At 70.4% G+C, this 25,192-nt stretch carries 26 protein-coding genes and 2 tRNA genes; 15 read left to right on the top strand and 13 right to left on the bottom strand.

The window, feature by feature from the left end; genetic code table 11:
* The first annotated feature begins 89 nt into the window (after positions 1–89).
* Positions 90–1,052 carry a prephenate dehydratase gene (gene pheA, locus RWH43_RS12070; protein ID WP_144834634.1) on the top strand — a complete coding sequence of 321 codons (963 nt, stop codon included), beginning with the start codon at positions 90–92 and terminating at the stop codon, positions 1,050–1,052.
* A gap of 371 nt (positions 1,053–1,423) precedes the next feature.
* Here the strand turns inward: pheA and RWH43_RS12065 are convergent, their stop codons facing one another.
* Positions 1,424–2,461 (bottom strand): LLM class flavin-dependent oxidoreductase, encoded by a 1,038-nt coding sequence (locus RWH43_RS12065; protein ID WP_316001600.1) that lies wholly within the window; start codon positions 2,459–2,461, stop codon positions 1,424–1,426.
* A 107-nt stretch (positions 2,462–2,568) separates the two neighbouring features.
* Here RWH43_RS12065 and RWH43_RS12060 point away from each other — a divergent pair, with 107 nt between their 5' ends.
* Both RWH43_RS12060 and RWH43_RS12055 read left to right on the top strand, forming a co-directional pair.
* Complete coding sequence (locus tag RWH43_RS12060) at positions 2,569–2,844, top strand: hypothetical protein (protein WP_316001599.1); 276 nt, start codon at positions 2,569–2,571, stop codon at positions 2,842–2,844.
* A gap of 110 nt (positions 2,845–2,954) precedes the next feature.
* The gene (locus RWH43_RS12055) at positions 2,955–3,386 is read left to right on the top strand and encodes an Asp23/Gls24 family envelope stress response protein (protein ID WP_144834640.1); all 432 of its coding nucleotides are present in this window, start codon (positions 2,955–2,957) and stop codon (positions 3,384–3,386) included.
* A gap of 94 nt (positions 3,387–3,480) precedes the next feature.
* Here the strand turns inward: RWH43_RS12055 and RWH43_RS12050 are convergent, their stop codons facing one another.
* Positions 3,481–4,851, bottom strand: coding sequence for a cryptochrome/photolyase family protein (locus RWH43_RS12050; RefSeq protein ID WP_316001598.1), 1,371 nt, complete (start codon positions 4,849–4,851; stop codon positions 3,481–3,483).
* Positions 4,852–4,924: 73 nt separating this feature from the next.
* On the bottom strand, positions 4,925–6,214 hold the full coding sequence (locus RWH43_RS12045) for a diacylglycerol/lipid kinase family protein (protein ID WP_316001597.1): 1,290 nt from the start codon (positions 6,212–6,214) through the stop codon (positions 4,925–4,927).
* Between the two features lie 165 nt (positions 6,215–6,379).
* Between RWH43_RS12045 and serS the strand changes: the two genes are divergently transcribed.
* The gene (gene serS / locus RWH43_RS12040; protein ID WP_230705235.1) at positions 6,380–7,648 is read left to right on the top strand and encodes a serine--tRNA ligase; all 1,269 of its coding nucleotides are present in this window, start codon (positions 6,380–6,382) and stop codon (positions 7,646–7,648) included.
* Positions 7,645–8,544, top strand: coding sequence for an HAD family hydrolase (locus RWH43_RS12035; RefSeq protein WP_316001596.1), 900 nt, complete (start codon positions 7,645–7,647; stop codon positions 8,542–8,544). Before serS ends, RWH43_RS12035 begins: the two co-directional genes overlap by 4 nt.
* A 39-nt stretch (positions 8,545–8,583) precedes the next feature.
* Here RWH43_RS12035 and RWH43_RS12030 read toward each other — a convergent pair whose 3' ends face one another.
* Positions 8,584–8,874, bottom strand: coding sequence for a PLDc N-terminal domain-containing protein (locus RWH43_RS12030; RefSeq protein ID WP_144834646.1), 291 nt, complete (start codon positions 8,872–8,874; stop codon positions 8,584–8,586).
* A gap of 132 nt (positions 8,875–9,006) precedes the next feature.
* Positions 9,007–10,290 carry a DUF2254 domain-containing protein gene (locus tag RWH43_RS12025; protein WP_316001595.1) on the bottom strand — a complete coding sequence of 428 codons (1,284 nt, stop codon included), beginning with the start codon at positions 10,288–10,290 and terminating at the stop codon, positions 9,007–9,009.
* 84 nt (positions 10,291–10,374) lie between these two features.
* Here RWH43_RS12025 and RWH43_RS12020 point away from each other — a divergent pair.
* The 4 genes from RWH43_RS12020 to RWH43_RS12005 all read left to right on the top strand — a co-directional run bounded on the left by RWH43_RS12020 (position 10,375) and on the right by RWH43_RS12005 (position 13,063).
* Positions 10,375–10,459: transfer RNA gene (locus RWH43_RS12020), tRNA-Ser, on the top strand.
* A gap of 416 nt (positions 10,460–10,875) precedes the next feature.
* The gene (locus tag RWH43_RS12015) at positions 10,876–12,165 is read left to right on the top strand and encodes an LCP family protein (protein ID WP_144834650.1); all 1,290 of its coding nucleotides are present in this window, start codon (positions 10,876–10,878) and stop codon (positions 12,163–12,165) included.
* Positions 12,166–12,261: 96 nt separating this feature from the next.
* A tRNA-Ser gene (locus RWH43_RS12010) sits at positions 12,262–12,350 on the top strand.
* Between the two features lie 191 nt (positions 12,351–12,541).
* Positions 12,542–13,063: a DUF1877 family protein gene (locus tag RWH43_RS12005; protein WP_316001594.1), complete on the top strand. Its 522-nt coding sequence runs from the start codon at positions 12,542–12,544 to the stop codon at positions 13,061–13,063.
* Positions 13,064–13,094: 31 nt separating this feature from the next.
* Here the strand turns inward: RWH43_RS12005 and RWH43_RS12000 are convergent, their stop codons facing one another.
* From RWH43_RS12000 to RWH43_RS11985, 4 genes are all read right to left on the bottom strand, one after another.
* On the bottom strand, positions 13,095–13,484 hold the full coding sequence (locus RWH43_RS12000; RefSeq protein WP_144834651.1) for a DUF2510 domain-containing protein: 390 nt from the start codon (positions 13,482–13,484) through the stop codon (positions 13,095–13,097).
* A gap of 95 nt (positions 13,485–13,579) precedes the next feature.
* Positions 13,580–13,840: a DUF6510 family protein gene (locus RWH43_RS11995; protein ID WP_144834653.1), complete on the bottom strand. Its 261-nt coding sequence runs from the start codon at positions 13,838–13,840 to the stop codon at positions 13,580–13,582.
* Positions 13,840–14,571, bottom strand: coding sequence for an FAD-binding oxidoreductase (locus RWH43_RS11990; protein WP_186325564.1), 732 nt, complete (start codon positions 14,569–14,571; stop codon positions 13,840–13,842). The genes RWH43_RS11995 and RWH43_RS11990 overlap by 1 nt, the downstream gene beginning before the upstream one ends.
* Positions 14,568–15,158, bottom strand: a complete 591-nt coding sequence (locus tag RWH43_RS11985; protein WP_230705229.1) for a molybdopterin-dependent oxidoreductase — start codon at positions 15,156–15,158, stop codon at positions 14,568–14,570. The genes RWH43_RS11990 and RWH43_RS11985 overlap by 4 nt, the downstream gene beginning before the upstream one ends.
* A 161-nt stretch (positions 15,159–15,319) precedes the next feature.
* On the opposite strand from RWH43_RS11985, the gene RWH43_RS11980 reads away from it, so the two are divergent.
* A complete protein-coding gene (locus RWH43_RS11980; RefSeq protein WP_316001593.1) occupies positions 15,320–16,210 on the top strand; it encodes a DUF808 domain-containing protein in 891 nt (296 codons plus the stop codon).
* A gap of 168 nt (positions 16,211–16,378) precedes the next feature.
* Here the strand turns inward: RWH43_RS11980 and RWH43_RS11975 are convergent, their stop codons facing one another.
* Together RWH43_RS11975 and RWH43_RS11970 are read right to left on the bottom strand one after the other, a co-directional pair.
* Positions 16,379–17,218: an alpha/beta fold hydrolase gene (locus tag RWH43_RS11975; protein WP_230705227.1), complete on the bottom strand. Its 840-nt coding sequence runs from the start codon at positions 17,216–17,218 to the stop codon at positions 16,379–16,381.
* A gap of 39 nt (positions 17,219–17,257) precedes the next feature.
* The gene (locus tag RWH43_RS11970; protein ID WP_316001592.1) at positions 17,258–18,721 is read right to left on the bottom strand and encodes an IclR family transcriptional regulator domain-containing protein; all 1,464 of its coding nucleotides are present in this window, start codon (positions 18,719–18,721) and stop codon (positions 17,258–17,260) included.
* 139 nt (positions 18,722–18,860) lie between these two features.
* Between RWH43_RS11970 and solA the strand changes: the two genes are divergently transcribed.
* Genes solA through RWH43_RS11945 form a run of 5 tightly spaced genes read left to right on the top strand, consistent with a single transcriptional unit; the run spans position 18,861 to position 23,500 of the window.
* Entirely contained in the window at positions 18,861–20,009 is a 1,149-nt protein-coding gene (gene solA / locus RWH43_RS11965; protein ID WP_316001591.1) for an N-methyl-L-tryptophan oxidase, read from the top strand.
* Entirely contained in the window at positions 20,003–20,377 is a 375-nt protein-coding gene (locus tag RWH43_RS11960; RefSeq protein ID WP_316001590.1) for a cupin domain-containing protein, read from the top strand. Before solA ends, RWH43_RS11960 begins: the two co-directional genes overlap by 7 nt.
* A complete protein-coding gene (locus tag RWH43_RS11955; protein WP_316001589.1) occupies positions 20,377–21,015 on the top strand; it encodes an FMN-binding negative transcriptional regulator in 639 nt (212 codons plus the stop codon). Before RWH43_RS11960 ends, RWH43_RS11955 begins: the two co-directional genes overlap by 1 nt.
* Positions 21,012–22,040 carry an ornithine cyclodeaminase gene (ocd, locus tag RWH43_RS11950; protein WP_230705222.1) on the top strand — a complete coding sequence of 343 codons (1,029 nt, stop codon included), beginning with the start codon at positions 21,012–21,014 and terminating at the stop codon, positions 22,038–22,040. The genes RWH43_RS11955 and ocd overlap by 4 nt, the downstream gene beginning before the upstream one ends.
* Positions 22,037–23,500, top strand: a complete 1,464-nt coding sequence (locus RWH43_RS11945; RefSeq protein ID WP_316001588.1) for an amidohydrolase — start codon at positions 22,037–22,039, stop codon at positions 23,498–23,500. Before ocd ends, RWH43_RS11945 begins: the two co-directional genes overlap by 4 nt.
* An 82-nt stretch (positions 23,501–23,582) precedes the next feature.
* Here the strand turns inward: RWH43_RS11945 and RWH43_RS11940 are convergent, their stop codons facing one another.
* On the bottom strand, positions 23,583–24,509 hold the full coding sequence (locus RWH43_RS11940; protein ID WP_316001587.1) for a PDR/VanB family oxidoreductase: 927 nt from the start codon (positions 24,507–24,509) through the stop codon (positions 23,583–23,585).
* Positions 24,510–24,530: 21 nt separating this feature from the next.
* The gene (locus RWH43_RS11935; RefSeq protein ID WP_316001586.1) at positions 24,531–25,157 is read right to left on the bottom strand and encodes an MSMEG_1061 family FMN-dependent PPOX-type flavoprotein; all 627 of its coding nucleotides are present in this window, start codon (positions 25,155–25,157) and stop codon (positions 24,531–24,533) included.
* Between the last annotated feature and the right edge of the window lie 35 nt (positions 25,158–25,192).

Genomic DNA, 25,192 nt, shown 5'->3' with positions numbered 1-25,192 from the left:
GGCGGTCGCCCGTCGACCGAGCCCCGGACGGTGGCGGGGGCCCGCTGACGCGGCATCCGGAATCATCCCCCAGGTCTAGGCTGGACGCCGTGCTGCCCGACACAGAGACCGTGCCCGCCCGCCGTACCTACAGCTACCTCGGCCCGGCCGGCACGTTCACCGAGGCGGCCCTCGCGCAGGTGCCCGAGGCGCGCGATCAGATCTGGCGTCCCGTCCGCAACGTCGGCGAAGCGCTGGCCGACGTCGTCGAGGGGCGATCGGATGCCGCGATGATCGCCATCGAGAACTCCGTCGACGGCGGTGTCTCGACCGCGCAGGACGCCCTCGCCACCGTGCCGGGTCTGCGCATCGTGGGCGAATACCTCGTGCCGGTGAACTTCGTGCTCGTCGGTCGCCCCGGCGCCACCCTCGCCGACGTCTCGCTCATCGCCGCCCACCCGGTCGCCTACGGCCAGTGCCTCGGATGGCTCAGCAAGAACCTCCCCGCCCACGCGCACCTTCCCGCCGAGAGCAACGTCGCGAGCGCGCTGGGCGTGCTCGATGGGACGAGTGCGGCGGATGCCGCGGTGGCGGCCCCCGGCATCGTCGCCCACCACGACGTCTCGGTGCTGGCCGAGAACATCGGCGACAACCCCAATGCGGTGACGCGTTTCGTGCTGGTCAGCCGCACGGTCGCGCCGGCGCCGCCCACCGGTGCCGACAAGACCTCGCTCATCGTCGAGCTGCCCGAGGACCACCCGGGTGCCCTGCTCGAGCTGCTCGAGCAGTTCGCCACGCGCGGCATCAACCTGAGCCTGCTGGCCTCGCGCCCCATCGGCGACGCCCTCGGGCGCTACCGCTTCGTCATCGACGCCGACGGGCACGTGCACGACGAGCGCATGGCCGACGCCCTTCTGGGACTCCGCCGGTTCAGCCCGAAGGTCATCTTCCTCGGCTCGTATGCCCGCGCCGACCGCGCGATCGTCCGCTACCCGCAGCGCTACAGCGACGACGTGTTCGTCGAGGCCCGCGACTGGCTGCGCGGCCTGCTGAGCGGCGAGCCCGAGGCCTGACCCGTCGCGAGGTCCCTGAGCGTGTCGAACGGCCCGTCGCAGCCCAGGTCGCTGAGCCCGTCGAAGGGCCCGGGACCCGCGGCGCCCTCGGTGGCCTCGACAGGCTCAGCCACCTCGCGTACGGCAGAGGTCCCTGAGCGTGTCGAAGGGCCCGGGACCCGCGGCGCCCTCGGTGGCTTCGACAGGCTCAGCCACCTGTCTCTCGCGCAGCCCAGGTCCCTGAGCGTGTCGAAGGGCCCGGGACCCGCGGTGGCCTCGGTGGCTTCGACAGGCTCAGCCACCTGGCGTTACGCAGGTCCCTGAGCTTGTCGAAGGGCCCGGGACCCGCGGCGCCCCCGGTGGCTTCGACAGGCTCAGCCACCTGTCTCGCGTCAGGCCGCGACGGTCGCGGGAGCCGCGATGAGCTCGAGCGTCTGCACGCGGCCTTCCGACCCCTCGCCTTCGTATGCTCCGGCGACGGGCGAGACCATGATCTCGTCGACGCCGTGCTGCGCGGCGAACGCGGCGAGCTGGCCCTGCACCTCGGCTCCGGTGCCGACGAACCACTTCTGCCGGGTCGAGGCCATGATCGATTCGGCCATCGCGTCGAACGGCTCGGCCTTCGCCTGCTCGATGGTCTCGAGCGGCACCATGGGGCGGTTCGTGCGCAGGCGCGCCATCATGCGCAGCTGCGGCAGGGCGCGTTCTTCCGCCTCTTCGGCGGTCGGCGCGGCGACGACGTTGGCGGTGACGAAGGTGCGCGGGCCTTCACCCGACTCGTTGGGCACGAACTGGTCGCGGTACACCCCGAGCGCGTGGGTGAGCCCCTCGCCCGAGAAGTGGTTCGCGAAGACGTAGGGCAGACCGAAGCTGGCCGCGAGTTGCGCCGAGTAGTCGCTCGAGCCGAGCAGCCACACCTGGGGGGTTCCGGATGCCGCGGGCGTCGCCTTCACCTGGTACTCGGTGCCCGAGGTGAAGCGCACCGTCGCCCCGTCGGGCGAGGTGAGCGCCATGATGTCGGTCACGTGGTCGGGGAAGCGCGAGACGTCGCTCGTGGTGCCCGAGCGGTTCAGCAACTGGGTGATGACCGGGTCGCTGCCGGGGGCGCGGCCGATGCCGAGGTCGATGCGGCCGGGGGCCAGGGCCTCGAGGGCGGCGAACTGCTCGGCGACGATGAGCGGGGAGTGGTTGGGCAGCATGACGCCGCCCGACCCGACGCGGATGCGCGAGGTGCGCGCCGCAGCCGCGGCGATGAGCACGGGGGGAGTGGTCGACGCCACCGAGGGCATGTTGTGGTGCTCGGCGAACCAGTAGCGCCGGTAGCCGAGGCGGTCGGCCCGCTCGACGAGGTCGAGGGCGGCGCTCACCGCCTGCGCGCTGCTCTGCCCGTGGCGCACGGGAACGAGGTCGAGAACGGAGAGGGAAGGCATGGCGTCGTTCACCTCGGATCCAACCGGTTCGTGCCCTCTCCTATTCCTCCGGCGCGAGAGCGCAACCCCCGTGACCTCCGCCGATGACGCGGCCTACCGTCCCGCGCATGGGGACCGAGACGATGGTGCGCACGCAGATCGCGATAGGCGAGAACTCCTATCTCCTCGCTCAGGGGCAAGACCTCGGCGACCTCGAGCGACGAATCGAGGAGGCGGTGCACGCGGGCGGGAGGTTCGAGCGGTTCGTCGTGGTCGGCGATCGCGAGGTGTGGGTGCTGTTCACTCCGCACACGAGTGTGACGCTGTCGGTCGAGACCGTCGAGATCGATCCGCGCGACACGGGGGACGCCGGCGAGCCCTTCGGTGACTTCTTCGGCGGATGACCGACGGTCAGGATCCTCTCAGGAAGATTCCGTGACGAATGGTGCTCGGCGTGCGTCCTACCTATGACATCGCGGGACACACGGTCCCGGAACGACGGAAGGAAGCGAACATGGCTGAGAACACCACCACCACCGCCACCCCCACCCCTGCCACGAAGGACGGCGGCTCGACCGTCATCGTCGACGCCGTCGTCGCCAAGGTCGCCGGCATCGCCGCGGCCGAGGTTCCCGGCGTCCACGCCCTCGGTGGCGGAGCGGCCCGTGTGATCGGCAACATCCGTCAGGCCGTCGGTGCCAAGGACCACGCCCAGGGTGTGAGCGTCGAGGTCGGCGAGACCGAGGTGGCCGCGGACATCGCGATCCAGGTCGACTACCCCGAGCAGCTTCAGCGCGTGGCCTCCAACGTCCGCGCGGCCGTGCACCAGGCCATCACCGAGCTCGTGGGCATGAAGGTCGCCGAGATCAACGTGACCGTGGTCGACGTCTTCATCCCGGGCGACGACGACGACGAGGACGCCGCCGCCGAGCAGCGCGTCAACTGACACCCGTCTCGAAAAGGGGCGTCACCGTGAGGTGGCGCCCCTTTCGCGTCCCCGGATGCCGTGAGCTTCGCGATCCGTCGAAGCGGGTTCCGGCTCAGCCCCCGTGGCGCACGTGCGAATACGCGTCGAGCGCCCGCTTACGCGTCTCGCCGAGGTCCACCATCGGCTCCGGCGGGTTCTCGCCGAGGTACTCCGGGGCCCACTCCTTGACGTAGGCGTCGTGCGGGTCGAACTTCTTGCGCTGCGTGTCGGGGTTGAACACGCGGAAGTACGGAGCGGCATCCGCACCGCTTCCCGCGACCCACTGCCAGTTGAAGGGGTTGCTCGCGGCATCCGCGTCGACGAGGCAGTCCCAGAACCACTGCTCGCCGTGACGCCAGTCGATGAGCAGGTTCTTGATGAGGAACGACGCCGTGACCATGCGCACGCGGTTGTGCATGACGCCGGTGTGCCAGAGCTGGCGCATGCCGGCGTCGACCACGGCCACGCCCGTCTTGCCCTGCTGCCAGGTCTCGAGGTGCGACCGGTCGAGCTCCGGCCAGGGGAAGGCGTCGAAGGTGCGGCGCCAGTTCACCGTCGCGATGTCGGGGGAGTGGTAGGTCACGTGCCAGGCGAACTCGCGCCACACGAGCTCCGAGAGGAAGCCGCTCGCGCTCTGCGCGTGCTGGCCCGATCCCCGGTGCTCGAGGGTGTCGTGCCACACCTGGTAGGGGCTGAGCTCGCCCCAGCGCAGGCGGGGCGACAGGTTCGAGGTGGCGCCGCCGGCGAACTCGTCGCGGTACTTCGAGTAGTCGCCGAGGTCGTCGTCGAGGAACTCCTTCAGGCGCGCCTTCGCGGCGGGCTCTCCGGGCTCCCACGTCTCGCGCAGGCCCCCGGCCCAGTCGGGCTTCGTGGGCAGCAGCCCCCACGCGCCGAGGTCGTCGCCGTCGACGCTGCCGTCGAAACCGGGGATCTTGCGCGCCTCCGGCATCGGCGGGCGCGGGGCGGGAAGCTTCTGCACGGCCCGCGCGAAGGGGCTGTACACCCCGTACGGCTTGTCGGACTGGGTGCGCACCGTCCACGGTTCGTAGAGCAGGTTGGCGGCGAACGAGGCGACGGTCACGCCGTCGTCGCGCAGTTTCTCTTTGATGCCGGCGTCGATCTCGCGCTCCACTCCGCCGTAGCGCCGGTTCCAGAACACCGCTCCGGCGCCGACCTCCTCGACCAGGGCGGGGACGACCTCGGCCGCCTTGCCGCGACGCAGCACCAGCGACCCTCCGCGCTCGCTCACGCGCTCGCCGAGCGAGGTCAACGAGCCGTGCAGCCACCAGCGGGCCGCCCCGCCGATCTCGCGCACGCCGTCGGATTCCTCGTCCAGCAGGTACAGGGCGACGATCGGTTCGTCGCGGTCGAGGGCTGCGCGAAGCGCCGGGTTGTCGGTCAGGCGCAGGTCGTCGCGGAACCAGACGATCGAGGGTGAAGCCATGCGTCGACGCTATCCACCGCGGCATCCGGTGCTTCGGGCTTGACACCCGCGCGCGGCCGCCGCCCCGAGAAGGTCAGAGCGACGAGGTGTCGTGGCCCTTCGGCAGAGCGACCACGAGCCCGCCGGCGACGATGCGGGTGTACACGCGCGTCGCCTCGCCGAACTCGTCGCCGTCGAGCTCGATCGGCTGCGCGGGAGCGGTCGCCAGCTCGATGCCCGTGCCCCGCAGGTAGCGCACCGAGGTGTCCTTGCGGCGCTCGAGCACGCGCCGCCCGGCGCGGAACTTCCGGAGCACCGAGTTGTCCCACACGATGCTCCGCCACACGCCGAGCCAGCCGAGAACGCCGCTCGGCTGCAGCACGGCCACGTCGAGGCTGCCGTCGGCGATGGAGGCGTCGGGGATCAGAGCCACGCCGCCCTGCAGGGCGCCGCAGTTCGCGAAGAGAACGCTCTGCACCTTCGCCGAGTGCAGGCGGTGCCCGTCGAGCTGGTACATGACGCGGAAGGGCTTCGCCGAGACGAGCGACCGCGCCGCTCCGTCGACGTAGGCGACCCAGCCGACCTGCTTTTTCAGGTCGTCGCGGGTGTTCTGGATCATCGCGGCGTCCAGGCCGATGCCGGCCATGACCGAGAAGCCGTGCTCCTCGATCTCTCCGCCGGCGCGACGGATGCGCGCGATCCCGGTGTCGATCGAGAGGACGTCGCCCTCGAAGGTCGAGCGGATCATCGCGTCGCTGTCGGAGAGGGGCAGGTTGAGGTTGCGGGCGAGCAGGTTGCCCGTGCCGCTCGGAATGATCGTCAGGGGCACTCCCGACGAGGTCAGCGCCTCGGCGACGGCGCGGACGGTGCCGTCGCCGCCCGCCACGAGCACGGCGTCGACCTTCTCATCGAGGGCGGCGCGGGTGACGTCGTCGCCCAGGTCGTCGACCGTCGTCTCGTAGAACAGCGGTTCGGCCCAGCCGGCCTCGGCCGACAGCTCGGCCGTGCGGGTGCGCAGGGCGTCGGGGTCGACCTTGACGGGGTTGTAGATGAGGGCGGCCCGCTTCTTCTGCGTGGTCTCGGCGTCGATCGGGGCCTCCTCGCCCTCGAGGTCGACGCGCTGCGTCTTGCCGGGCAGCTCGGCCGACGAGTCGGGGTCGACGTCCTCGGGCTGGTGGATGGTGTCGTCGGGCTCCGCGGCGTCCTTCGGGTGGGGGACGTCTTTGCGCGGGTGATCGGCGACGTCGTCGCCGAGGCGCGCGGCGTGGAAGTGCTCGTCCGAGCCCTGGGCCGCGGCGGCATCCGCCTTCACCTCGTCGGGAGCGTCGGCGGAAACGGTCTCGGGGGACTCCGCGTCGTCACGCGGCTCGTCAGGGGCGGCCATGGGGTCAACCATAGGACCGCCCCGCGCGCCGGAACGGCGCGGTGGGGTGGGCTTGACGGGCGGATGCCGAGCACCCCGGTGTGCGCGCGCGATTCCGCGGGTCGTGGCGCGGGCTGCCCCCCGGGGGAGCGAAGCGGCACGCGACGCCGACCGTAGGATGGACGCGTGATCGACCTGACCCTGCTGCGTGAAGATCCCGAGCTCGTGAAGCGCTCCCAGATCGCCCGCGGGGAGTCGCCGGATTCGGTGGACGACGCCCTCGCCGCCGATCGCGACCGCCGCGCCGCCATCACCGCCTTCGAAGAGCTCCGCGCCGCGCAGAACGCGCACGGCAAGCGCGTCGCGCAGGCGCCGAAAGACGAGAAGGCCGCGCTCGTGGCCGAGGCGAAGCAGCTCAGCGAGCAGGTGAAGGCCGCGCAGCACGCCGCCTCCGAGGCCGAGGCCGCCGCCGAAGCCGCCCTCGCGAAGATCGAGAACATCGTCATCGACGGCGTCCCGTCGGGCGGCGAAGAGAACTTCGTCACCCTGCGCACGCACGGCGAGGTCCCGACCTACGACTTCACCCCGCGCGACCACCTCGAGATCGGCGAGTTGCTCGGCGCGATCGACATGGAGCGCGGCACGAAGGTCTCGGGCAGCCGCTTCTACTTCCTCACCGGCATCGGCGCCCGCCTCGAACTGGCGCTGATGACACTGGCCCTCGACCGCGCGCTGCAGGCGGGCTTCACCCCGATGATCCCCCCGACGCTGGTGCGTCCCGAGGTCATGCGCGGCACCGGCTTCCTCGGCCAGCACGCCGACGAGGTCTATCACCTGCCGAAGGAAGACCTCTACCTGGTCGGCACGAGCGAGGTGCCCCTCGCCGGGTACCACATGGACGAGATCCTCGACTTCGATCGCGGCGCCAAGCGCTACGCCGGATGGTCCACCTGCTACCGCAGCGAGGCCGGCTCCTACGGCAAGGACACCCGCGGCATCATCCGCGTGCATCAGTTCAACAAGCTCGAGATGTTCGTCTACACCGACCCGGCCGATGCCGAGGCCGAGCACGACCGCCTCGTCGCGATGCAGGAGGGCATGCTGCAAGACCTGGGCCTCGCCTACCGCGTGATCGACGTGGCCGCCGGCGACCTCGGCTCGAGCGCCGCACGCAAGTTCGACATCGAGGCCTGGGTGCCCACGCAAGACGCCTACCGCGAGCTGACGAGCACCTCGAACTGCACGACCTACCAGGCCCGTCGCCTCGAGACCCGGTTCCGCCCGGCCGACGGCGGCAAGACGCAGCCGGTCGCGACCCTCAACGGCACGCTCGCCACCACGCGGTGGATCGTGGCGCTGCTCGAGACGCACCAGCGCGCCGACGGATCGGTCACGGTTCCCGAGGTCTTGCGGCCCTACCTCGGTGGGCTCGAGGTCATGGAGCCCATCGCGTGAGCGACGAGGCCGCCCTTCCCCGCACCGGAGACATCGACGCGTCGCCGCAGGACGAGGCGGCCGAGCTCGTCGCCGACGTCGCCCGTGAGGCGCCGGTCGGACGCATGCTCATCGCCCTCGACATCGACGGCACCGTGCTCCTCGAAGACGAGACCCTCAGCCCCGGTGTCGTCGACGCCGTCCGCCACGCGCAAGAGGCGGGGCACGAGGTCATGCTCGCCACCGGCCGCAGCTGGGACAGCACGCATGGCGTCATGGAGCGCCTCGGCATCCGTCCCGAGTACGCCGTCTGCTCGAACGGCGCCATCGTGATGCGCAGGGGCGGCGAAGCGGATGCCGCAGAGTACGAGCGTGCGCACGTCGAGACGTTCGACCCCACCGAGGTGCTGACGCTGCTCGGCGAACACCTGTCCGGAGCGCACTTCCTCGTGGAGCTGCCCGACGGCAAGCGCCTGTTCACGGACTACCTCGACGACTGGAACCTCGTCGGCGCGAACAAGGTGACCTTCGCGGAGCTCTCGGGCCAGCCCGTCTGTCGCGTGGTCGTGGTCGCACCGGAGCAGACCGATAAGGACTTCCTCGAACTGGTCGAGCGCATCGGCCTGACCCAGGTGTCGTACGCGATCGGCTGGACCGCGTGGCTCGACATCGCCCCGCAGGGCGTCGACAAGTCCACCGCGCTCGAACTCGTCCGCGGCTGGCTCGACATCGCCCCCGAGAAGGTCCTGGTGATGGGCGATGGGCGCAACGACATCGAGATGATGCAGTGGGCGGTGCGCAACGGCGGCCGTGCGATCGCGATGCACCAGGGTCCGCCCGAGGTGCACGCCGCGGCCGGCGAAGTCGGCCTGTCGGTCACCGAGGGCGGCGTCGCGGCGGTGCTCCGGGCGCTCTGACGGCGCGCGGACCGACGCAGCGCCGGCCCGCGCCCCGCTTCACACTCGCGCGGACCCGCTCGCCACGTGGGCGGCTCGGTCGGCCAGGTACGCGGTGCGATCGACCGCGCTCAGGGGGCGGATCGTAGCGCGGTGATCGACCACACGTGCGGCCTCCCAGGCGACCAGGCCCACCGGCGGCAGCAACAGCAGGGCGGTCGCCCATGCGGCCTTGAGCCCGACCGACGCGTGCGGGTCTCGCACGGCGACGACCGCGGCGAGGACGGATGCCGCGTAGACGAGCGCGAACACCGCCAGGACGATCTGCGAAGACATGCTGGTGACGATCATGGTGACCTCCTCATGTCAGACGGCCCGTGGGTCGTGAACGACTGATGAGACCCGGTCTACTCCTCGCGGAGGGCGCCCTCAACGGCGCGTGGTCACGCCGAAGGGGATCGATAGCCCGGCCATAGCGCGCTGTCAGGAGCGCCGGTCGTCGACCGATCCCGCGGCGACGTCCCGCCAGGCGCTGCGCGCCGATCCCTCCAGCATCCGACGGTCGCCTCGGGGGAGTTCGCGCCGGCTCCGCTGGAGCGCCTCGCGCGCGGCATCGCGGAACAGCCGTGCATTCCGAGGGGCGGATGCCGCGAGCGCGGCGAGACATTTCTGCAGACGCACCTGCACCTCGACGAGTCCCGCTCCGTCGCGCGCCAGTGGGCGGAACGCGTCGTCGACGAGATCCGCCAGGCGCGGAGCCGGCACGAAGACGTGCTCGTGGGCGACGTCGTCGTCCGCCTCGGTACGCAGAGCGCGCGCGAAGACGCGCTGGAGCGCGGCGATCACCTCGATCGCCGTCCCCGGGTCGTTGGTCGACGGCGAGAGCGCCCGGCTGCCGATCTCCGTGAGTGCGATCACACCGAACCGGGGATCCCGTTCGTACGTGCGGTGGTGCTCGATCCTGAATGCGCGACGGATGCCCGCGATCACGTCGTCGTCGAGCTTCCCGACGACCTTCGCGAGGGGGACGCGGGCGTCGGCGATGCGTCCCGGCGTCGCCCGCACGTGGATGTCGACGGAGAAGCGCTCGGCGATGCGGCCCAGTCCCGCCACGTCGACGTGGGTGACGTAGCCGACGTCCGCAGCGTAGACGGCTCTCGCCCGGGCGGGGATCTCGACCGCGGCGCGGGCACCGAGCGTCGGCCTCTCGGCGTAGACCTCCAGTGACTCGGTGGCCGCCTTCTCGACGCGGTCGATCACGTCGGCCATCCGTCCGAAGGTCGACAGGTGCGAGATCCATCGCAGCAAGGTGACGATGACGATCACGATGATGACCAGCGTCGCCACGAACAGGATCGTGCGCCCCTGGCTCTGGTAGTACCCCGTCTCGAGGGCGACGATGCCGACCAGTGAGAAGGCGAAGGCCCCGACGAACGTCGACACCGCGTTCTGCGAGGTCGGGTCGGCGATGAGCAGCTGCGTCGACCGCGCGGTGGCGGTCGTGGTGGCCGACGAGAACGCCGTGACCATCGCGGTGACCGAGAACGTGCTGACGGTGAGCATCGCGGTCGCGATGATCTGCAGCAGCGAGCCGACGGCGTCGTCGGCGAGCCCGAAGCTGAACGAGAACGGCAGCAGGGGCCCGACGAATCGGGCGGCCAGCACCACGACGATCCCGACGACGGTGAACACGGCGGCGCGCACCCACACCTGCCGGCCGAGCCGGAGGAAGAACGAGGTCAGGGGGCTGCGCGCGATCGGTGCCATAGGCGCGACGGTATCCGGATGCCGTGCCCGCGCCCGGGGGCTGGACTCGATGTTGCGACGTGCTCGGTAGACTCGTCGGGTCCGGGAGGGTTGTCCGAGCGGCCGATGGACCTGGTCTTGAAAACCAGTGGGCAGCAATGTCCCGTGGGTTCGAATCCCACACCCTCCGCAACGCAGAACGGCGGGCCCCGCAGGGGTCCGCCGTTCTGCGTTATGACCGGTTGAGCGGGAGTCGAACGTAGTTGGGCCCACGCCGCCCGAGGCTCCGCGCGCCGCGCAGCGGCGCGTGGAGGGGCGGTGGGGAGAATCCCACACCCTCCGCAACGCAGAACGGCGGGCCCCGCAGGGGTCCGCCGTTCTGCGTTATGACCGGTTGAGCGGGAGTCGAACCTTGGTTGGGCCCACGCCGCCCGAGGGCCCCCGCCGCGCGGGTGAGCGCGCCTGTCAGCGGGGCGAGAAGCGCCGATGAAACGCCAGGTCTTCACGCCATTCACAGCCGCCCGTCCCTAGTATTGCTGCGACCTCCGGCCGTGCCGGAGCGTGACGTGCTGCCGGGCCGGCGGCATCCGTCGTGAAAGGACCCGAGTGATCAAGACCACCCCTTCGCGCGGTCAGCGGACCGTCGCGCGCCATGGGCGACTCACGTCGCCGGGCCCCGTCGCCCAGTTGCTGCGCGGCCTCGCGATCGCCCTCGCCGTCGTGCTCGTATCGGGTGGCACGGTGCTCGCCTACGCCGCCGTCGACCTCACACGCAGCTTCACCGCCGACGCCGTCGACCTGAAGAACCAACCGGCCGTCCCGCCCGACATCGGCGAGCTGCAGGGCGGCGTCAACATGATGCTGGTCGGCACCGACGAGTGCGAGCCGGCGTTCGCGCAGTACTTCGGCGATCGATGCACAGGTCCCGACTCCGACGGCAGCTTGAACGACGTCAACCTCCTCATCCACATCTCCGACGCGCCTCGGCGCGTGACGGTCATCTCGTTCCCGCGTGACCTGATGGTGCCGATCCCCGCGTGCACCAACGCCGACGGGCAGGAGAACTCCGCGCGCAGCTTCGCCCAGATCAACAGCGCGTTCGAAGACGGCGGCCTGTCGTGCGTCGTGCAGACGGTCTCCGAGCTCAGCGGACTCGAGATCCCGTTCGCGGCGAAGGTCAGCTTCGGCGGCGTCATCAACATCACGGATGCCATCGGCGGCGTCGACGTCTGCATCGCCAACGGCATCGAAGACCCGTACACCGGCATCGACTGGCCCGCCGGCATCCGCACGGTGAAGGGCTTCGACGCCTTGCAGTTCCTGCGCACGCGTCACGGTGTCGGAGACGGCGGCGACCTCGGCCGTATCTCGAACCAGCAGCAGTACATGTCGCGACTGGCCAACAAGCTGAAGAGCCAGGAGGTGCTGTCGAACCCGGCGACCCTCTACAAGCTGGCCTCGACCGCGCTGCGCAACGTCGACCCCTCGACGTCGCTGACCAACCCGCTGACGCTCGTCCAGATCGCCTCGGCGGTCAAGGATGTGCCGTTCAACGAGATCGTCTTCATCCAGTACCCGACCGGTACCGACCCGTCGAACCCGAACCGCGTCGTGCCGAACGAAGACGATGCCAAGACGCTCTGGGCCGCGCTCGCCGCGAACCAGCCGCTGCAGCTGTCGGGCAACCTCAGCGACGGTGATGGAGTGGTGGCCGACCCCAACGCGACGCCCGCTCCGACCGCGACCGATACTCCGGCGCCGACCGAGACGTCGACCCCGACCGACGGTGCCACGCCCACACCCGACCCGAGCTCCGGAACGGTCGTGCTGCCCGAGGGCATCGCCGGGCAGACCGCGGCGCAGGCGACGTGCTCGAACGGTAACGTCCGCGAGTGAGTCCTCGCCGCCCGGCATCGCGAACGTGGTTCGAATGCCGGGCGGCATCCGGTTAGTATTGAGCGGTGTGCTCGCGCCGAGAGGCGTCGATCACCTGGAGACGTCGCATAGTCAGGCCTAGTGCACCACCCTGCTAAGGTGGAGTCCCCGTAAGGGGACCGAGGGTTCAAATCCCTCCGTCTCCGCCGAAAAAGCCCCGGTTCGCCGGGGCTTTTCGCGTGGTGTCGACATTGACCGTACGAGGGGCCGCCCGACGCGCGCCGTACCGACTGTGGGCCGAGCCCGAGGCTTCTCCCCAGAGACGATCTCGCCGCGATCCTCCCCAGATCGCCCATGCGCCCGCCGGACGTGACCCCGTGGTGGCAATGCTGTGGCCATGGGAATTCGCTACTACGCATACGCTTTCGACGCTGTCCACGCCCGGCAGGCGATCGAAGACCCCCGCAGTATCTTGTCCAGCGACCCGCTCGCCGACGCGTGGGGCTTGGAGCCGCACGCCACGGTGAGCTTCACGACCTTCGAACAGGTCCCGCCCAAACGCGACATGCTGTATCTGGACAAGGCGTGGGCCGCGCTTCACGACCTGACCCTGCCCGATTCGAAGACGGATGCCGCAGCGTCATGCCACCGGATTTTCGAGGGGAACGTCACTATGACGGGGTTCGGGTGGGAACCGTTCATCCGAACCATTCTCCCCACGGAGATGCCGGCCATTCACTCAGACCTCGCTCTCTTCGACGAGTTTCGTGTTCGTGCGTGGGCCGACGGGTGGAGGAGCCCGCACGGGGCGAACCGCGATGACGAGCTTCGCTACGTCCTCGATTACCTCGAGAAGGCGCAGCAGTTCGTCGAAGCCCTGACCGCGGACGGTCGGGGCATGGTTTACCTGATCGGGTGATGCGACCGGCAGCTTCAGCCAGCGGCGTCTCTCAGACCTGCCGCTCGAAGACCATCGTCGCTTGGATGCGATCACCCCCGCCGAACCCGGTGCTGCCCGACGATGCAGTCGTGATCGTGTGCAGGCGGAACCCGAGCGCCGCTTGACGGTTGATGACGCCCTCGAGTTCGGTCAGGTTGTTCGAGCCGCTGCCGAAGAGCTTCTCCTTCAGCACCACCTGGAGCACCACGTAGTTGTAGCCGTTCTGGGCGGGCCGCGGCTGTGCGCCGGCCACCGCGTCGGCCTGCGCCCGTTCGATGAAACCCGCGACGCCCGGCTGCGGAGGGGTCGGCTCCTGGAACCGCTCGGTCCACCGCTGTCCGTCCCACCAACGCGTCCGCCCGGAACCGTCGTCGTACCACCCTGCCTGTGCGTCGCTCATCGCCCACCCCCTGTTCTTCGCTCCGGACCCCCGTGGCCGGATGCCGATCAGCGCCGAGTATTCCGGGGCCGGATGCTCCGTCGCAACGCGAGCGGTCAGGCGCGGTGCATCTCCACCGCGCTCACGCCCGAAAGCCCCAGCCACGAACGGCCGTCGGGGCCGTCGACGACGGTGAGGAGCACGGCGTCGCACCCGCGACATCGCGCCACGATCCCCATGGCCGAGGCGTACACCGTCGCCGTGGCGAGCAGTCCCGTCAGCCCGCAGTGGGTGCATCGCACCCCGGATGCCGTGGCATCCCATCCGAGCAGGTCGTCGAGGCGACCGGCCAGGGCATTGCCGTCGAGAAGCGTCATCACGAACCTCCGAAACGTTCGGTGCGGATGCGGGCGGCTGAGTGGCCCGCCTCGATGAGCCAGCCCGAGACCGCCTCGACGAAGGGGGTCGGTCCGCAGACGAAGACGCGCGGCCGCTGGTCGGCCGGGATGACCGCGGCACGCAGGCCCTCGACGGTCAGTCGTGCGGGGGCACACTCCGCGTTCGCGGGGGCCCGGCGGGTGTAGACGAGGTCGAGGGCGAACCGTTCGCCGACCAACGCCTCGAGCTCGTCAGCGAAGAACACGTCGTCGGGGGTGCGAACGGAGTAGAGCAGCCGGAAGGGGGTCGCGTCGGCGCTCGCCGCGTGCGCCGAGGCCATTGCGAAGAGGGGGACGACCCCGGAGCCGCCCGCGATCAGTTGCACCGGTGCGGGGTCATCGGAGGGCATCCACACGAAGAACGCCCCGAGCGGCCCGTGCACCTCGATCTGGTCGCCGTCACGCAGGTCGTGCACGAGGAAGGGCGAGACCTCCCCGTCGGGCACCTCGTCGACGGCGAGGACGATGCGCGTACCCGGGCCGGCCGAGGCGATCGAGTACGACCGGCTCGCCTGGTAGCCGTCGGGTGCGGTGAGGCGCACGTCGAGGTGCGAGCCCGCCTCGTTGCCCGGCCAGGTGGGCACCTCGAGCTCGATGCGCCGGGCCGTCGCGGTCTCGGGGCGCGAGGCGACGACGGTCGCGGCGTGCCAGGCCGCGGTGCGCGCGGTCACCCGTACCGTTCCTCGCGCCAGGGGTCGCCGTGCAGGTGATAGCCGTTCTGCTCCCAGAAGCCGGGCTTGTCGGCCGGCATGGTGATGAGCCCCTGCACCCACTTCGCGCTCTTCCAGAAGTACAGGTGCGGCACGAGCAGGCGCGCGGGGCCGCCGTGCTCGGGCGTCAGGGGTGCCCCGTCGGCCTCGAAGGCGATCCAGCTCTTGCCGCCGAGCAGGTCGTCGAGGGCGACGTTCGTCGTATAGCCGCCGAAGGAGTGCACCATCGCGAAGCGATGCGAGGTCTCGACCCCGGCGAAGAGGCGATCGAGCGAGACACCGCGCCACGGCATGTCGAGCTTCGTCCAGTGCGTGACGCAGTGGATGTCGACGGTGATGTCCTCGACGCCGAGGGCCTCGAGCTCGGCGCGGCTCCAGCGGTGCACGCCGTTCTCGGTGCCGATCGCGAACTCCCAGTCGTCGTCGGCGATGCGGGGCGTCGGCCCGGCCGACAGCACGGGCCAGTCGCCCACGAGGGTTTGACCGGGTGGGAGTCGAGGATCGCGCTCGCGTCGTCGTCCCGAGAATCCGCGTGTGATGAACGACATGGCTCTCCTCTGCGGGTGGCGGTGGCTTCACCCTAGCGACGGCCGCGCGGCGACGACAGAGTGCCGACGCCGGCGCCACCCCGTCGGCGACGACCCCGCACCCCGATAGGGTCGTGCCTGCGGTGCGCACCTCGCGCGCCCTCGCACCCCGGGAGAAGCGCATGTCCGTCGGACTCCTCGCCGTCGTCGATGACATCCTCAGCGCCGCGATGCGCGCGAGTGCCAAGACCGCCGGCGTCGTGATCGACGACGCGGCCGTCACCCCGCAATACGTGCAGGGGCTGACGCCCGCGCGCGAGCTGCCGGTGGTGTGGAAGATCGCGCTGGGCAGCATCATCAACAAGTACGTGATCATCATCCCGATCGCGTTGCTGCTCACCGCGTTCGCTCCGTGGGTGCTTCCCTACCTCCTCATCATCGGCGGCGGGTTCCTCTGCTTCGAGGGTGCCGAGAAGGTGCTCGAGTGGTTCGGCGTCCACCACTCCGAGGGCGACGCCGACGAGCCGCGCGACGAGAAGAAGCTCGTGCTGGGCGCCGTGCGCACCGACCTCATCCTCAGCACCGAGATCATGCTCATCGCCCTCTCGAGCCTCGACCCCGACTTCGGCATCTGGATGACGCTGGGGGCGCTGCTCATCATCGGTCTGGCCATGACCGTCGTCGTATACGGCGCGGTGGCCCTGCTGGTGAAGATCGATGACATCGGTCTGCGCTTCATGAAGAGCGAGTCGCGGGGCGTTCGACGCTTCGGCGCCCGGGTCGTGGCATCCATGCCCGCCGTCTTCCGCGTGATCAGCGTCATCGGCACGGTCGCAATGCTGTGGGTCGGTGGGCACCTGGTGCTGCAGAACCTCGCCGACACCTTCTGGTCGGGTCCCTACGACCTCGTCCACGTCGTCACTCACGCGATCGAGGCCGCAGGCCCGGTCGTCGAGTGGATCGTCGAGACGGCCATGTCGGCGGTGTTCGGGTTGATCCTCGGCCTGATCATCGTGGGGATCGTGACGGGCATCTCGCGGCTGACGCGCCGCGGAGCGACCGCCGCGCACTGACGCTCAGGCGCGGGCGGGTCGCTCGCGCAGCTCGACCCTCGACGGCGACATCGGCCACCGCGACGTGTTCTCCCGCGAGCGGCAGAAGAACGCCCGCTCGAAGATGTGCTCGTGGGAGAGTACGAAACGCGGTGCGGTGGTCGACATCGTCACGACGTAGGGCGCTCCTCAGTGACGGGCCTCGCCGGCCGCGACGGTGCGCGCGATCCCCGCGACCAACTCGGGCCAGAGCTCCGGCACGATGTAATGCCCCATTCCGGGGTGCACCTGGAGCTCGGCGGCGACGAGGGCCTCGGCCATGTCGACCGCGGCGCTCCAGTGCAGCACGTCGTCATCGCGGCCGTGGAACACCAGAACCGGGACGTCGACGTCTCGCAACAACTCGAGCCTCTCGGGCGCGCGCATCAGCGCCGCCCATTGCCGCGAGAACCCCTCCGGAGAGTAGCCGCGGTCGAACGCTTCGCCCGCGGCCCAGGCGTTCCACTCCACGTCGAGCGGGTACCGCTGGCCGGCGGTGGCGGCCGCGAACGCCGAGGCGCCGGCCACCACCTCGTCACGCGTGTAGCGCGCCGGGGCGCCCGTCAGATCGGGTTCGGCGTGCAAGACGTAGCGCGGGTCGCGCCCCGGGATCGTCGACAGCAGCCCCAGGCTCGCCACGCGATCCGCATGTCGCAGCGCGGTCATCTGCGCCATCATTCCGCCCATGGAGTGACCGACCAGATGCGCCCGTGCGACCCCGAGATCGTCGAGCACGCGCACGACGTCGTCGCCCATCTCCTCGAGGCCGTACCCGCCGTCGATGTCGTCGACCCCGCCGAAACGCGCCGAGAGGCCGACGTCGCGATTGTCGATGCGCACCACGTGCAGGCCACGGTCGACGAGCTGGGCGACGAGATCCACGTGCCAGGCGATGAGCTGCGCCCCGCCGCCGGCGATGAGCACCACCGTCGGATGGGCCGCGTCGCCGTCGGTGACGTAGTGGATCGCGGGTTCGGGGGTCAGCGGCATCCGGAGGCCTTCTCTCGTTCGCAGCGACGATAGTCGGAGTCAGCGGGAGGGCGGTATGGATGCCGCGTCCACCGCCTCGATGGAGCCGCTGGAGGCCGCGTACGTCGCGCCCAGATCCTCGGACAGCCTCGCGGCGAGCATGCGGGCAGCTTCCTGCAGCTCGGGAAGGCGCATCGAGACGTCCTCGGTCGCGCCGACGATGCAGGCGGCTGCGGCGACGAGCCCGGCGGCATCACGGACGGGGGCGCTGATCGACGTGATCCCGAACTCGTCGACGGAGCGCATGGTCAGCGTGCCGTCGGCGCGTACCCGCTGGACGCGTCGGACGAATTGGTCGTACTCCGATGCTCCGTGCCGCCGTGGGAACAGGTGGGCGAGCTGAGCGGCGTCGAAGTCCATGGCGAGGGTGGGCCCGCCGTCGGAGCCGACCAGGGGGTGGGGGCGGCCGAGCCATGGGGCCATGAGCAGGCCCTCACCCATCGGCTCGATGTGCTCGACGACGGTGAAACTGCGCATGCCCGCGAGGGTCGTCACGAAGACGCACGCGCCGACGCGTTCGGCCGTCGCCATCGCGCGCGCGGACCCCCTGCGGGCGAGTGAGGGGAGGAATGCCGCCCGATGCCAGGCGTGGATCGCCGGGTCGACGTGCAACGCGTCGGTCTCGGAGTCGCGGGCGAGCAAGCGCGAGCGCACGAGAGCGTCCACCAGGCGCCGAGCGCGGTCGGGCCGCAACCCCGCGGCCGCGGCTGCGGCCGTCGCCGAGCCAGGGGCGACGGCGAGGTGCTCGACCAGACGCAGGGCGGCTTCCTCCGTCCGGACGGACGTCGTGATCGTCGAGCGATCGAGCGGGGGCGGGACGACGGGACCGCGATGCCCTTCGGCGAGGGCACGTTCGAAGGCGCGGCGGGCGTCGGCGAGCAGACGTCGGATGCGAGGACGCGCTCGAGCGGCACGGTAGACGGGAAGGGCGATGGCCAACGACAGCAGGCGGCGTCCGTCTGGAGCGGTGAGGGGGACGGCGATCTCGACAGCACGGCCCGCCTGCGACTCGACCACCGCCTCCTCCGCGTCGCCCGCAAGAGCGCGGATCACCGCGCGACGGGCGTCGGTGACCACGTCGCCGACCGCTGCGGGGACGTGCAGGGTCCACCCGGAGCCGACCGAGGCGATGATGCGTGCACCCGTGCCCTCGGCGGCGGAGAGGATCACGGTTTCAGCGGTCTCCTGCGCGAGCCGGTGCAGCTCGAAATGAACGGTCGGCCCGAGCGCGGCGGCGGCGCTCCCGGACAGCGCTAACGCGCGAGGCCCCGTCGCGAAGGTCCCATAGGCTTCGCCTCGCTCCAACATGCCGCTCTCGACGAGTCCCGCGCACACCCGCGAGGCCGTGCTGAGTCCCGCTCCGACGGAAGCGGAGATCGCCGCCAGGGGGAGGGGAGATGTCGGGTCTGTGCGTCCGGCGACGGCGCGGAGGATGGCCACGGCTTGCTCGACGCGTGCGGTCACAGCGGTCTCCTCGCATAACTGCAATCCCGACGGCCGAGTATTGCAGCTGATGGTGACCGTAACAGCGCCGCGACGGGCGGTTCGAATAATTACCGGTATCCGTCGCGGCATCCGTTCCCGCCGGTGGAAGGGACCCGTCATGGAGGAGTTCGACGTCGCCGTCGTCGGCCTCGGCGCGCTCGGCAGCGCCGCTGCGTACCACCTGGCCCGCCTCGGCGCGCGCGTCGTCGCCTTCGAGCAGTACGAGCTCGGTCACGTGCGCGGAGCCTCGCACGACACCTCGCGGATCGTCCGGACCTCCTACGGTGCCGCGGCGTACGTGCGGTTCGCGCAGGCGGCGTACCGGGAGTGGGCGGCGCTCGAGGTCGCGACCGGTGAGCGGCTGCTCACGGTGACCGGGGGAGTCGTGTTCATCCCCGACGACGGTCCGTACGACGCCGACGACTTCGCCCGGAGTCTCGCCGAGAGCGACGTACCCTTCGAACTGCTCGACCCCGACGCGGTGCGGAGCCGATGGCCGCAGTTCGCTATCCCCGCGGGTGTCACGACCGTCTTCACACCCGATTCGGGCATCGCCCACGCGGCCCGCACCGTTGCGACCCTCCATATCCACGCGCGGGTGCTCGGCGCCGACCTCCGTGACCGGACGCGCGTCGAGGGGCTGACGCCGGTGGACGGCGGGGGAGTCGTCGTCACCACCGACGCCGGTCAGGTGCGCGCGCGCCGCGTCGTCGTCGCGGCGGACGCCTGGACGAACACGCTGCTCGAGCCGCTCGGCATCCGGATCCCGCTCGAAGTGATGCAGGAGCAGGTGACGTATTTCGCCCCGGGTGAGCCGGGAGCGTTCGACCCTTCGCGCTTCCCGGTGTGGATCTGGGAAGACGAGCAGTGCTTCTACGGCTTCCCCACGTACGGCGAGCCGACCGTGAAGGCGGCCCGCGACGTCTCCGAGAACCTCATGACTCCTGCCGAGCGCACCTTCGTCCCTTCCGGCGAGCGCCTCGCCGAGCTCACCGCGTTCCTCGGGGCGGTGATTCCGGGGAGCGGACCGGCCCTGCGGACGGTGACGTGCCAGTACGCCCTGACGCCCGATCGGCGGTTCGTGCTCGGCCCCCTCGTCGAACACCCCGACGTCGTCGTCGCCCTCGGGGCCGGTCACGCCTTCAAGTTCACCCCCGCGTTCGGACTGGCTCTGGCAGAGCTCGCGACCGGTCGCCCGACCACCGACGACGTGTCGGCCTTCGCGGTCGACGCGACGGTCGTCCCGGCGATGCGAGCGACGTGCTGATCCAACGACGCGACGAAGCTCACCACGACTGGACCCTGTACGAGGGCGAGGGGCGCGTGGGCATCGAATGGTATTTCGCGGATGCCACCGCCCTCGGAACCCAGGTGATGCTGTACCGGCTCGACCCGGGGGCGTCGGAGGGGGAGCATCGGCACCTCGCCGGAGCCGAAGACAGCTGTTCGGCCGAGAGCAGCGACGAGCTCTACGTCGTCACGTCGGGAGAGATCGTCTTCACCGCGGACGGTGTGGACCGTGTCCTCACGGTGGGAGACGCGGCCTATGCGCGCGCCGGTGTCACCCACGGCGTCCGCAACGATTCGGCCGCCTCCGCCGAGCTCGTCCTCGTCTTCGGGCCGGCGGTGCGCTGATGAGGTACACCCCCGACTACGCCCTCGACGACGTCGACGCCGTGCGCGCTCTCGTGCGCGAGAACCCCTGGGCGACGCTGGTCAGCCATGTCCCGGGACGCGGGCTCGTGGCATCCCACTATCCCGTCCTCGTCGATGATGCGGAGCCTTTCGCGCTCGTCAGTCACGTCGGACGCCCCGACGAGGCGCTGCACGAGCTCGGCACGCGCGAGGTGATGGTCGTCGTGTCCGGTCCGAGCGGATACGTCTCACCGAGCTGGTACGACACCTCTCCCGCCGTGCCGACCTGGAACTTCGTCGTGGCGCACCTGTACGGGACGCCGGAGCTGCTGAGCGACGAAGAGAATCTCGCCGTGCTCGACCGGCTCGTCGCGCACTTCGAGGCACCGTTGCCGAATCCGTTCTTGATGCACCGGACGCTCGAGAACACCGCGTACGCCGAGCGCATCGTGCACGGAACGGTTGGCTTCCGGCTGCCGGTGACACGGTTCGAGGCGAAGCAGAAGCTCAGTCAGGACAAGCCCGACGCGGTGGTCGACCGCGTGGTGGCGGCGCTGCGCGCCCCCGGACCCTACGAGAATTCGGCCCTGGCCGATCGGATGGACGCCATCCGCACCCGAGAGGAAGAAGCACGATGACCGGATTCGTTGGCGTGGATGCAATGGTGCGGTGGGTCTCCACGCACGGCGCCGAGCGGCTCATGTCCGAGATGGTCTCCTATCTGGAGGCCGACTACCGCCGATGGACCTCGTTCGACAAGGTCGAGCGCATGGCCAGCCACACGCCGTTCGGCGTGATCGAGCTGATGCCCGTCAGCGATCCCGACACGTATGCGTTCAAGTACGTCAACGGCCACCCCTTCAATCCCGGTCGCGGATACCAGACCGTCACCGCCTTCGGCGTGCTCGCCGACGTGCACAACGGCTACCCCGTGTTCCTGTCGGAGATGACGCTGCTGACGGCCCTTCGCACCGCGGCCACCTCGGCGATGGTCGCCCGACACCTGGCTCGACCCGATGCGCGAACGATGGCGATGATCGGGGCCGGCAGTCAAGCCGAGTTCCAGGCCCTCGCCTTCCGCGGTGTGCTGGGGGTGGATCGACTCCGCGTCTACGACGTGGACCCCGCGGCCACGGCCAAGCTGGTCCGCAACCTCGCCCCGATGGGCTTCGACATCGTGGTGTGCGACTCCGCGGCCGAGGCAGCACGCGGCGCGGACATCGTCACGACGTGCACCGCCGACAAAGCCTCCGCGACCGTGCTGCACGATGAGGACGTGGCATCCGGGATGCACATCAACGCGATCGGTGGAGACTGCCCCGGCAAGACCGAACTCGACCCCGCGATCCTGTCCCGCGGACCGGTGTTCGTCGAGTACACCCCGCAGACCCGGATCGAGGGCGAGATCCAGCGCGTCGCCGCGGACTTCCCCGTGACGGAGTTCTGGGAAGTCCTCGCCGGGTCGCGGGCGGGGCGCACGTCGGCCGAGCAGGTCACCGTGTTCGACTCGGTCGGCTTCGCGATCGAGGATTTCTCGGCCCTTCGCTTCTTGCGCGACAGCGTCGCCGGAACGGATCTCGCCCAACAGATCGACCTGGTGGCCGCCCCCGACGATCCGAAGGATCTGTTCGGCATGGTCGGCGCTCCGGTGCCCGCGCTGTGAACGCCCTCACCCTGCGCGGCGGACGCGCCTACGACGGGGCCGACCCGATCGACGTCGTGCTGAACGACGGGACGATCGCCGCCATCCGGCCGACCGGTGGTCCCGTCGCAGGCGAAGTGGTCGACCTCGATGGCCGCTTCGTCGGTCCGGGCCTGTGGGATGCGCACGTGCACTTCACGCAGTGGGTGATCTCGAGTCGGCGCATCGATCTCGCGGACACTCGCAGTCCTGAAGATGCGATCGCCGCCGTCCGTCGGGCCGTCGCGACCGACGCTCCGCGAACCGACGGGGTGCTCGTCGGCTACGGCTATCGCGATGGTCTGTGGTCGACCCCGCCCTCGCTCGCGGCGCTGGACGAAGCCTTCCCCGACGATGCGGTGGTGCTCGTCAGCGGCGACCTGCACGCCGGGTGGATGAACACACGAGGTGCCGAACGGTTCGGGCTGCGGCCGGACGCGACCGGAGTCGTGTCCGAAAGGGACTGGATCGGCTCGCTGCAGAGGTTCCAGGAAGCCGCCTCCATCCCCGTAGAGGCGTTCGCGCAGGTGGCGGATGCGGCTGCCCGCCGCGGCGTCGTCGGCGTCGTCGATTACGAGAACGTGCCCAACTTCGCCGAGTGGCCCGCACGAGCAGCGGCAGGGGTGCGTTCGCTCCGCGTCGACGCGTCGGTCTGGCCGGATCGCCTCGAAGAGGCGATATCCCTCGGCCTGCGCACCGGCGACGTGCTCGATGGCGAGGGACTCGTGCGGATGGGCAGGCTCAAGGTCGTCGTGGACGGCTCGCTCAACACCCGCACCGCCTGGTGCTGGGACCCCTACCCCGGCTCCGGCCCTCACGCCGAGCACGGCTGCGGCGTGCAGAGCGTTCCCGTCGACGAGCTGCGCCGGTTGCTGCTGCGTGCCCGGGAAGGCGGCATCCTGCCCGCCGTCCACGCGATCGGTGACCGGGCGAACACCGAGGTCATCGAAGTGTTCGAAGAGCTCGGGATGCCGGGGATCATCGAGCACGCGCAGCTCGTGCGCGACGAGGATTTCGCGCGCTTCGTTCGAGCCGGTCTCATCGCGAGCGTGCAGCCCGAGCACGCGATGGACGACCGCGACATCGCGGACGTGCATTGGGCGGGACGCACCGCGCGCGCGTTCGCATTCGGGTCGCTGCATCGGTCGGGCGCTGCCCTGCGTCTCGGATCCGACGCCCCCGTCGCACCTCTCGATCCGTGGCACGCAATCGCCTCGGGCACCACCCGCAGTCGTGGTGACCGCGACGCCTGGCACCCGGAACAGCGCCTCCCGCTCGACGTCGCCCTGGACGCGAGCACGCGCAGTCGCCTCGCGGTGGGCCAGCCCGCCGACCTCGTCGTCGTCGAACGCGACCCGTTCGCGAGCGAACGCGACGAGTTGCGCGAGATGCCGGTGGCGGCGACGCTGCTCGGCGGGCGTTTCACGCACCGGGCCGTGTAAGACGGGGGCGCCCTGGCGGCGCCGCGCGCGCGAATTCCGTGCGCGGAGGGGAGCGCCCACGCCCCGGCGTCGCGTGCCGTGCTCAGACGTCGAGGACCAGCGCCTCGCCGGACCGTGCGCGCGAGACGCACGGGTAGATCACACGCGCGTCGTCGTCGGTCGTGAGCGAGTCGCGGTGCTCCACGGCTCCCGCGAGCACGGGGACGGCGCACGAACCGCACACCCCGCGCAAGCACGAGCCGCTGACCGCCACCCCGGCCCCCTGCAGGGACTCGAGCAACGATCTCGTCGGCGGCACGTCCACGGTGACTCCGGACCGAGCCGCTGTCGCGGTGAACGCCTCGTTCGGGCTGAATTCCCGCGCGCGCGGGACGAAGCGTTCGAGGTGGATGCCCGAACCCTCCGGCAGCGTCGGAGCGAGGGCATGAAGCGCGTCGGTGAAAGCGGCGGGGCCGCACGCGTAGACGTCGGTGCCCGGTGCGATGGTGCCGAGCAGGGTCGAGAGGTCGAGACGACCCTCCTCTGCGCTGACATGCACCGTCGCGCGTTCGCCCAGCGCGCCGATCTCATCGGCGAACGCGACCCCGTCGCGCGTGCGGGCGGCGACGATCATGCGCCACTCGGCATCCACGGATGCCAGGTGCCGCGCCATCGCAAGGATCGGGGTGACACCGATCCCGGCGGCCAGCAGCAGATAGGCCCGAGCCTCACCGAGCTCGAAGAGGTTGCGGGGAGGGCGCACCCACACGGTCGCACCCTCGCGAAGGAACGCGTGGATGTAATGCGAGCCACCGCGAGAGAGTTCCTCTCGGCGGACCGCGACACGGTAAGACGCGACATCGGCCGGGTCGCCGCACAGCGAGTACTGACGCTCGTGGCGCGTGATGAGCTGCAGGTCGACGTGGGCCCCCGGCTGCCACGCAGGGAGGGGCGACGCGTCGGCGTTCTGCATCCGGATGCTGACGATGTCGGGCGTCTGACGCGTGATCTCCCGGACCACCAGGGGCATCAGGCCTTCACGGGTGCGCATTCAGTACAGCGCCCGGTAAGCGCCGGACATCGCGTCGTCGATGACGTCGCCGACGGCGCTGTCCCAGCCCGACGTGCTCGCCCAGATCTGTCCGGACGTCGGCACCTGGGTCGCGAGGTCCTGCATGTCTGCGTCCCAGAGACCGCCGCGCAGAAGTGCGCGCCCGCAATGCAGGTAGACCTGCTCGACGTGCACGACGATCGCGAGGTCGGGAACGCTGTGGTCCTGCTCCAGCGCGCGCAGCAGAGTGGGGTCGTCGGTCACGACGGCTCGGCCGTTGATGCGCAGTGTCTCGATCATGCCCGGCACGAAGCAGAGCAGAGCGGCGTGACCGTTGTCGGCGATGTTGCGCATCGAATCGGCGATCTTGTTGCCGAGGCGATCGGGGATCACGATGGTGCGGTCGTCGAGTGCTCGCACGAACCCGGGGTAGTCCCCGCGCGGCGAACTGTCGCAACGGCCCTCCGCGTCCGCCGTCGCCAGGGTGGCGAAGGGGGAATGGGCGAGGAAGCGCAGGCAGTTCTCGTCGAGGCGGTCCGTGATCTTCTGAATCGAAGGGCCCTCGGGCTCGCCCAGAGTGGCGCGGATGTCCTCGAGCCCGAGCACGCGGAAGTCGCTGGAAAGCATGCCTTCGACGCTATCCGCCGCCCGCCGATGCCTCT

Source organism: Microbacterium algihabitans, assembly GCF_032464975.1.
In the GTDB taxonomy this organism is placed as follows: domain Bacteria; phylum Actinomycetota; class Actinomycetes; order Actinomycetales; family Microbacteriaceae; genus Microbacterium; species Microbacterium algihabitans.
Note: the sequence above shows the minus strand (reverse complement) of the source record. Positions and strands in the feature narration are given on the sequence as shown.